Source organism: Pseudomonas maioricensis, assembly GCF_022790535.1.
Lineage (GTDB): Bacteria > Pseudomonadota > Gammaproteobacteria > Pseudomonadales > Pseudomonadaceae > Aquipseudomonas > Aquipseudomonas maioricensis.
On sequence record NZ_LOHG01000004.1, the window covers coordinates 172,413 to 180,110 of the forward strand.

General features: G+C 57.1%; 8 protein-coding genes. 7 read left to right on the plus strand and 1 reads right to left on the minus strand.

Features of this window, described 5'->3' with window-relative positions:
* Window positions 1-36: 36 nt before the first annotated feature.
* The 5 genes from AUC61_RS08170 to AUC61_RS08190 all read left to right on the plus strand — a co-directional run bounded on the left by AUC61_RS08170 (window position 37) and on the right by AUC61_RS08190 (window position 5,009).
* The gene (locus AUC61_RS08170) at window positions 37-1,161 is read left to right on the plus strand and encodes a branched-chain amino acid ABC transporter substrate-binding protein (protein ID WP_122665998.1); all 1,125 of its coding nucleotides are present in this window, start codon (window positions 37-39) and stop codon (window positions 1,159-1,161) included.
* Window positions 1,162-1,369: 208 nt separating this feature from the next.
* Complete coding sequence (gene livH / locus AUC61_RS08175; protein WP_122665999.1) at window positions 1,370-2,293, plus strand: high-affinity branched-chain amino acid ABC transporter permease LivH; 924 nt, start codon at window positions 1,370-1,372, stop codon at window positions 2,291-2,293.
* Window positions 2,290-3,543 carry a high-affinity branched-chain amino acid ABC transporter permease LivM gene (locus AUC61_RS08180; RefSeq protein WP_243245457.1) on the plus strand — a complete coding sequence of 418 codons (1,254 nt, stop codon included), beginning with the start codon at window positions 2,290-2,292 and terminating at the stop codon, window positions 3,541-3,543. The genes livH and AUC61_RS08180 overlap by 4 nt, the downstream gene beginning before the upstream one ends.
* A complete protein-coding gene (gene livG, locus AUC61_RS08185; protein WP_243245458.1) occupies window positions 3,540-4,307 on the plus strand; it encodes a high-affinity branched-chain amino acid ABC transporter ATP-binding protein LivG in 768 nt (255 codons plus the stop codon). Before AUC61_RS08180 ends, livG begins: the two co-directional genes overlap by 4 nt.
* Complete coding sequence (locus AUC61_RS08190; RefSeq protein WP_122666002.1) at window positions 4,308-5,009, plus strand: ABC transporter ATP-binding protein; 702 nt, start codon at window positions 4,308-4,310, stop codon at window positions 5,007-5,009.
* 217 nt (window positions 5,010-5,226) lie between these two features.
* Here the strand turns inward: AUC61_RS08190 and AUC61_RS08195 are convergent, their stop codons facing one another.
* Window positions 5,227-6,150, minus strand: coding sequence for a LysR family transcriptional regulator (locus tag AUC61_RS08195; protein ID WP_243245459.1), 924 nt, complete (start codon window positions 6,148-6,150; stop codon window positions 5,227-5,229).
* Window positions 6,151-6,259: 109 nt separating this feature from the next.
* Here AUC61_RS08195 and AUC61_RS08200 point away from each other — a divergent pair, with 109 nt between their 5' ends.
* Both AUC61_RS08200 and AUC61_RS08205 read left to right on the plus strand, forming a co-directional pair.
* Complete coding sequence (locus tag AUC61_RS08200; protein ID WP_243245460.1) at window positions 6,260-6,859, plus strand: short chain dehydrogenase; 600 nt, start codon at window positions 6,260-6,262, stop codon at window positions 6,857-6,859.
* A 61-nt stretch (window positions 6,860-6,920) separates the two neighbouring features.
* Complete coding sequence (locus AUC61_RS08205; RefSeq protein ID WP_243245461.1) at window positions 6,921-7,601, plus strand: COG3650 family protein; 681 nt, start codon at window positions 6,921-6,923, stop codon at window positions 7,599-7,601.
* Window positions 7,602-7,698 lie beyond the last annotated feature (97 nt).

The following is a 7,698-nucleotide window of genomic DNA, read 5'->3' on the forward strand; positions in this document are numbered from 1 at the left end:
AGGATTATAAAAATTAAAACACAAGAGTGGAGCATCATGACTAAGGGTACCAAGAAGCTTTCCAAGCTGTTTGCCGCATTGGTTATGGCGGGGGTTGCCAGCCATTCGTTCGCAGCAGACACCATCAAGATCGGCATCGCAGGTCCTAAAACCGGCCCGGTCGCTGAATACGGCACCATGCAGTTCAACGGCGCCAAAATGGCCATCGAACAGATCAACGCCAAAGGCGGCGTCAACGGCAAGATGCTCGAAGCCGTTGAATACGATGACGTATGCGAACCCAAGCAAGCCGTTGCAGTGGCCAACAAAGTGGTCAACGACAACGTCAAGTTCGTGATCGGTCACCTGTGCTCCAGCTCCGCTCAGCCTGCATCCGACGTCTATGAAGACGAAGGCATCATCATGGTTACCCCGGCCGCTACCAGCCCGGAAATCACCGCTCGCGGATACAAAATGGTGTTCCGCACCATCGGTCTGGACAGCGCTCAAGGCCCCGCCGCAGGCAACTATATTGCCGACGTGGTCAAGCCTAAAACCGTCGCGGTCATTCACGACAAGCAGCAGTACGGGGAAGGCATTGCATCGGCGGTGAAAACCACTCTTGAAGGCAAGGGCGTGAAAGTCGCCGTCTTCGAGGGCATCAACCCGGGCGACAAAGACTTCTCTTCGCTGATCGCCAAACTCAAGCAAGCCAATGTTGATTTCGTGTACTACGGCGGCTACCACCCGGAACTGGGTCAGATCCTGCGTCAGTCCAAGGAAAAAGGCCTGAAAGCCCGCTTCATGGGTCCTGAAGGCGTCGGCAACGACTCGATCTCGCAAATTGCTGGCGATGCTTCCGAAGGCCTGCTGGTGACCCTGCCGAAATCCTTCGACCAGGATCCGGCCAACCAGGCTCTGACCAAGGCATTCCAGGACAAGAAACAGGACCCGAGCGGCCCGTTCGTGTACCCGTCCTACTCTGCCGTTCAGGTTGTGGCTGACGGTATCGCTGCCGCGAAGTCCGAAGACACCGACAAGGTGGCAGCCGCCATCCATGCCGGCACATTCAAGACGCCAATGGGCGAACTGAGCTACGACGCCAAGGGCGACCTGAAGAACTTCCAGTTCGTGGTCTACGAGTGGCACTTCGGCAAGCCGAAGACCGAAGCCACCAAGTAAGCTGCTTGCGTTGACACCGAAGCCCACTGCATCTGCAGTGGGCTTTGTTTTACGAATGAAGGTCCCGTCCCGTGATCCGGCGATGAGACCTCCTGAAAATCTTAAAACCGTTACCAGCGGTTCGTTGGCGCGCCATCGGCAACGCATCAGAGAATGCGAGCCCTGCGCAGGCCAGAGCATGCAGAACAGGTTTTTAGGAGCGCGGTAAATGCCCGAGTTATTCCACTACATGCAACAACTGGTCAATGGCCTGACCATTGGCAGTACGTATGCATTGATCGCCATCGGCTACACGATGGTGTACGGCATCATCGGAATGATCAACTTCGCCCACGGCGAGGTTTACATGATTGGTTCCTATGTTGCCTTCATGGCCCTGGCCGGTCTGGCCATGATGGGTATCCACAGCCTGCCGCTGTTAATGATCGTGGCCTTTGCCGCGACGATCATCGTCACCAGCGCTTACGGGTACAGCATTGAGCGCCTTGCGTACCGTCCCTTGCGTAACAGCAATCGTCTGATTCCACTGATTTCTGCAATCGGCATGTCGATCTTTCTGCAGAACGCAGTTCAGCTATCCCAGGGCTCTGGCAACTTTGCCATTCCCAATCTGCTCCCCGGCAGCTTCTCCTTCGGCCCTGGCGGTGCAGAAGAAGTGCTCATCTCTTACATGCAGGTGGTGGTATTTGTCGTCACCTTGCTGGCGATGACCGGCCTGACCCTGTTCATTTCCCGTTCGCGAATGGGCCGCGCCTGCCGCGCCTGCGCCGAGGACATGAAGATGGCCAATTTGTTGGGCATCAACACAAACACCATCATCGCCCTGACCTTCGTTGTGGGTGCGGCTCTGGCTGCCATCGCTGCGGTGCTGTTGAGCATGCAGTACGGCGTGATCAATCCGAGCGCAGGTTTCCTGGTAGGCCTCAAGGCATTTACTGCCGCCGTATTGGGCGGTATCGGCTCGATTCCGGGCGCCATGTTAGGTGGCCTGGTGCTGGGTGTCGCAGAAGCCTTCGGCGCCGATATCTTCGGCGATCAATACAAGGACGTCGTGGCCTTTGGTCTTCTGGTGCTCGTGCTGCTGTTCCGGCCGACCGGTATTTTGGGCCGTCCAGAGGTTGAGAAAGTATGAGCAAGTCTCTCAAACAGGCGCTGTTCAGCGCCGCGCTGGTGTGGGCTGTTGCCTATCCGGTGCTGGGCCTGAAACTGGCCTTTTCCGGTGTCACGCTGCAAGTGCAGAACGCTAGCTCGATGACCCTGACAATCATCGCTCTCTGCTCGGTACTGATGTTCTTGCGTGTGCTTTTCGCGGAAAAAATCAGCGGCATGCGCAGCGGCACACGCAAGCCACTGGTTTCGCAAAAAACCAGTGATTTCCTGACTCAGCCGAAAACCCAACGCTGGGGCCTGATAGCCCTGATCGTGCTGGCATTCATCTGGCCATTTTTTGGCTCGCGCGGCGCTGTAGACATTGCCACGTTGATCCTGATCTACGTCATGCTGGGCCTGGGCTTGAACATCGTGGTTGGCCTGGCGGGCCTGCTGGACCTGGGCTACGTCGGTTTCTATGCCGTTGGCGCCTACGGCTACGCCCTGCTCTCGCACTACTTTGGCCTGAGCTTCTGGGAGGCCCTGCCACTGACCGGCTTGCTGGCAGCGCTTTTCGGCTTCCTGCTGGGCTTCCCGGTATTACGTCTGCGCGGCGACTATCTGGCGATCGTGACGTTAGGTTTTGGCGAAATCATCCGGATTTTCCTGCGTAACATGACGGATATCACCGGCGGTCCCAACGGCATCAGCAACATCGATAAGCCGACGCTGTTCGGTCTGAGCTTCGAGCGCCGTGCAGCTGAGGGTGCGCAAACCTTCCACCAATATTTCGGGCTGGACTACAACCCGATCAGCAAGGTGATCTTCCTTTACCTGATTGCTCTGCTGCTGGCACTGGCGGCTCTGTTCGTTATCAATCGCTTGTTGCGTATGCCTATAGGCCGAGCCTGGGAAGCACTGCGCGAAGACGAAATTGCCTGTCGTGCGCTGGGCCTGAATCCGACCGTCATCAAGCTGTCGGCGTTTACTCTGGGCGCCTCGTTCGCCGGCTTCGCTGGCAGCTTCTTCGCCGCTCGCCAAGGTCTGGTAACACCCGAGTCATTCACGTTCATCGAGTCGGCGATTATCCTCGCCATCGTCGTGCTGGGTGGCATGGGCTCCCAACTGGGGGTAATCCTGGCCGCTATCGTGATGATCCTCCTCCCTGAATTGATGCGTGAATTCAGCGATTACCGCATGTTGATGTTCGGCGCCCTGATGGTGCTGATGATGATCTGGCGTCCTCAAGGTTTCCTGCCGATGCAACGCCCACACATGGAGTTGCGCAAATGAGCCGCCCCATTCTTGAAGTCAGCGGCCTGAGCATGCGTTTTGGCGGGCTGCTGGCGGTCAATGGCGTAGGCCTGACCGTCAATGAGAAACAAGTCGTGTCGATGATCGGCCCCAATGGCGCAGGCAAGACCACGGTCTTCAACTGCCTGACCGGTTTCTACAAGCCTACGGCGGGCACAATCCTGCTGGACGGCGAAGCCATTCAAGGGCTGGCCGGCCACCAGATTGCCCGCAAAGGCGTCGTGAGAACCTTTCAGAACGTGCGGCTGTTCAAGGAAATGACGGCTCTGGAAAACCTGTTGGTCGCCCAGCACCGTCACCTGAACACTAACTTCCTGTCCGGCCTGTTCCGCACTCCGGCGTTCCGTCGCAGTGAGCAAGAGGCAATGGAGTACGCCGCGCACTGGCTTGAAGCGGTCAACCTCAAGGAGTTCGCCAACCGGACCGCAGGCACCCTCGCCTACGGTCAGCAACGCCGACTGGAAATCGCCCGCTGCATGATGACGCGACCGCGCATCCTGATGCTCGACGAGCCTGCTGCGGGCCTGAACCCGAAAGAAACCGAAGACCTCAAAGCGTTGATCGGCGTGCTGCGTAACGAACACAACGCCACCGTGCTGCTGATCGAGCACGACATGAAGCTGGTCATGAGCATTTCCGACCACATCGTGGTGATCAATCAGGGCACACCGCTGGCTGACGGCACACCGGAACAGATCCGTGACAATCCTGAAGTGATCAAAGCCTACCTGGGGGAAGCGTAAATGCTGCAATTCGAAAACGTTTCCACCTTCTACGGCAAGATCCAGGCACTGCACAGCATCAACATTGATGTGCGCCAAGGCGAAATCGTGACGCTGATCGGTGCCAACGGCGCCGGTAAGTCCACGCTGCTGATGACCCTGTGCGGCTCACCACGTGCCCACAGCGGCAGCATTCGTTACATGGGCGAAGAACTGGTCGGGCTGGACTCCTCGGTGATCATGCGTAAAAGCATCGCCGTGGTACCTGAAGGCCGTCGGGTGTTTGCCCGCCTGACAGTGGAGGAAAACCTCGCCATGGGCGGCTTCTTCACTGAGAAAGGTGATTATCAGGAGCAGATGGATAAAGTCCTGCACTTGTTCCCACGCCTCAAGGAACGCTTCAATCAACGCGGCGGCACCATGTCCGGTGGTGAACAGCAAATGCTCGCCATCGGCCGTGCGCTGATGAGCAAACCCAAGCTGTTGTTGCTGGACGAACCCTCGCTGGGTCTGGCGCCGATCATCATTCAGCAGATTTTCGAGATCGTCGAACAACTGCGCCGTGATGGCGTGACGGTGTTTCTGGTTGAGCAGAACGCCAACCAGGCATTGAAGATCGCTGATCGTGCCTACGTGCTGGAAAACGGTCGCGTGGTCATGCAAGGCACTGGTGAAGAGCTGCTGGTAGACCCGAAAGTGCGTGATGCCTATTTGGGTGGTTGATGCATCGCTGCAATAAAAAAACGGCCTGCGGGCCGTTTCTTTTTGAGCACAGCCTGCAAAGGACCTGTAGCTGACGAGGAACGCGAGGCAGCGATAGCGTCCTGTCTGACGCATCGCTATCGCGGCCTCGCGGTGCTCGTGCGCTCCTACAGATCAGTGTTTGCCGCGAGACAGCACGGTGTCAGTGTCACAGCGCAATCTCATACAGGACGATCCCCTACTCTTCTCTCACGCCCAACCGCTCCAGCGCCGCGCTGCTGCGTTGAAACCAGCCCAACAAATAATCAGCCAGCACCTGCATTCGTTTGGGCAATTCCCCCTCATACGGATGGACCAGAAACAGCGGCGAAATACTGGTCTGGTAATCGCGGAACAGCCAGTGCAGGCGGCCGTCATTGATTTCAGCGTGCACCATGTACGACGGTAATCGGGCGATCCCGGCACCGACCAGCGCTGCCTTTTTCAGCAGCCCGTAGTGGTTACTGGCAAACGTACCGTTGACCTGAACCCGGGTCAGTTCGTGGTTCTGGTGATAAAGCCACTCATTGCGGCCGCTGTAATGACTGTTGAGCAGACAGCTATGGGCGAGCAGTTCATGAGGCGTTTTCGGCTGGCCGTGCAATTGCAAATATGCACTGCTGGCACACGTCAACTCCTGCATGGCGAGCAAGGGCTTGGCGACGAGACGTTCATCACTGGCCACATGAGAGCGTATAGCCAGGTCAAAACCATCCCGGCGCAGGTCACGAAAGGCATTATTGAGTTCGAGCTCGACTTTTACTTGCGGGTACTGGGCAGAAAACTCCATCAACAAGCCTTCAAAAAATGTTTCCCCCAGAGACACGGGTGCCGTGACACGCACTTGCCCCACCATGTCATCACGCATCAACTCAACGATATTACGTGCCCGCTCCATGCTTGCGAGCAGCTGCTGCCCTTGAGGCAGCAAGGCTGCACCGGCCGACGTCAGGCTCAGGCTGCGCGTACTGCGATGCAAAAGCATCACCCCGTAGCCCTGCTCCAGCTGACTGATTCGTTTGGACAAGTATCCTTTGCTGCAGCCAAGCCGTGCGGCCGCAGACGTAAAACTGCCTGCGTCGATCAAAACCGCAAACGCCGCGAGGTCATCAATTTCACTCACTATTGTTTCCCTATGAGAACCAAAGGTTGCCTATTGGCACTCTTATCGACCACAAATAACCACCCTACACTGCCCACTCAACATCCTTGAATACCCATGGAGCAGTGACGTGAAAATTCTACTGATTGGTGCAAGCGGTACTGTGGGATCGGCAATTGCCCATGAACTGAGCCAGCGTCACGAAATCGTACGCGCTGGTCGTAACAGTGGAGAGGAGCATGTGGATATTAGTGATAGCGCCTCGATCCGCAAACTATTCGAACGGATAGGCCGTTTCGATGCATTGGTCTGCGCTGCCGGTAATGTGAAGTTCGCACCACTGGCCGAAATGAGCGAAAGCGACTTCGCGCTTGGCTTGCAGGACAAATTGATGGGGCAAGTCAATCTGCTGCTGATCGGTCGCGACTTTGCCAACGATGGTGCGTCTTTCACGTTCACCACCGGCGTCCTCAGCCATGACCCGATCCGCTCAGGTGCTTCCGCCAGCCTGGTCAATGGCGCTATCGACGCTTTCGTCCGCGCTGCGGCTATAGAATTGCCACGCGGCATGCGGGTCAACTCGGTAAGCCCTAACGTTCTGGTCGAAGCGATGGGCAGTTATGCTCCCTATTTCCGGGGCTTCAAGCCGGTTCCTGCAGCAGACGTGGCGCTGGCCTACGCAAAAAGTGTCGAGGGGCTGCAAACGGGTCAGACGTATCACGTTGGTTGATGCCTCTTGTGATGGGGCGACAGGCTGAGTAACGTGGCGACACTTGCCTGGAGACCACTCAATGTTTGCTGTTCGTACCGCTCTGATCGTTGCTCTGTTACCCCTGTTCGCTGGATGCCAGATGCTCGGCTCTCAATCCGCTTCAGCCCCTGTCTCGAAGGCTAACTGGATTCGCATGCAGGGCAATCTGACCGGTGAAGGCGGCAAGCTGATGTTTCAGCCGTGCAATGAGCAGCGTCGCTACGTGGTCAAGGACGGCGGCAGCACCGGCATCCTGCAAGAAGCGACGTCGCTGGCTGACAGTTCCGGCAAGGTTTTCGCCGACCTGCGCGGGGTGTTCGTTGCCAGTAATGCAGCCAACAGCGACGGCCAGCTGGACCTGCGTCAGGTCTACCGCGTTGAGCGTGCAGGTCAGGCCTGTGAAGATCCCAACTTCAAGCGCCTGACCCTGCACGTCAACGGTAACAAACCGGCATGGAACGTTAACGTCAGTGGTAAAGGCATGGTCATTGAGCGTCTGGGCAAAGACTCCATCGCCGTGCCTTATGTGGAAGAGCAGCTACCAGACGGCCGTTTCAGCGTCAGCAGTGAGGCCAACGGCAACAAGATGGAGCTCTGGGTTGCGCCGCAGCGTTGCGTCGATAGCGTGGATGGCTCGGTGCAGCATTTGACCGCTGAGTTGCGGATCAACGGTGAGACAGCGCGGGGTTGCGGGTATTACGGCGGGTCGCGGGATGATTGATCTCGGTTCAGATGGGCGTCATCTTTATTGATTGTGGCATTTAGTAGTTTTGAGTACATATCCGTTTTTAAGGTAACGGCTGGTATTGGTTGCGTCC

What these genes read in the sequence shown, in the direction of transcription:
- AUC61_RS08170 (WP_122665998.1), top strand. Translation starts at nt 37, where the DNA reads ATGACTAAGGGTACCAAGAAGCTTTCCAAGCTGTTTGCCGCATTGGTT.
- livH (WP_122665999.1), top strand. Translation starts at nt 1,370, where the DNA reads ATGCCCGAGTTATTCCACTACATGCAACAACTGGTCAATGGCCTGACC.
- AUC61_RS08180 (WP_243245457.1), top strand. Translation starts at nt 2,290, where the DNA reads ATGAGCAAGTCTCTCAAACAGGCGCTGTTCAGCGCCGCGCTGGTGTGG.
- livG (WP_243245458.1), top strand. Translation starts at nt 3,540, where the DNA reads ATGAGCCGCCCCATTCTTGAAGTCAGCGGCCTGAGCATGCGTTTTGGC.
- AUC61_RS08190 (WP_122666002.1), top strand. Translation starts at nt 4,308, where the DNA reads ATGCTGCAATTCGAAAACGTTTCCACCTTCTACGGCAAGATCCAGGCA.
- AUC61_RS08205 (WP_243245461.1), top strand. Translation starts at nt 6,921, where the DNA reads ATGTTTGCTGTTCGTACCGCTCTGATCGTTGCTCTGTTACCCCTGTTC.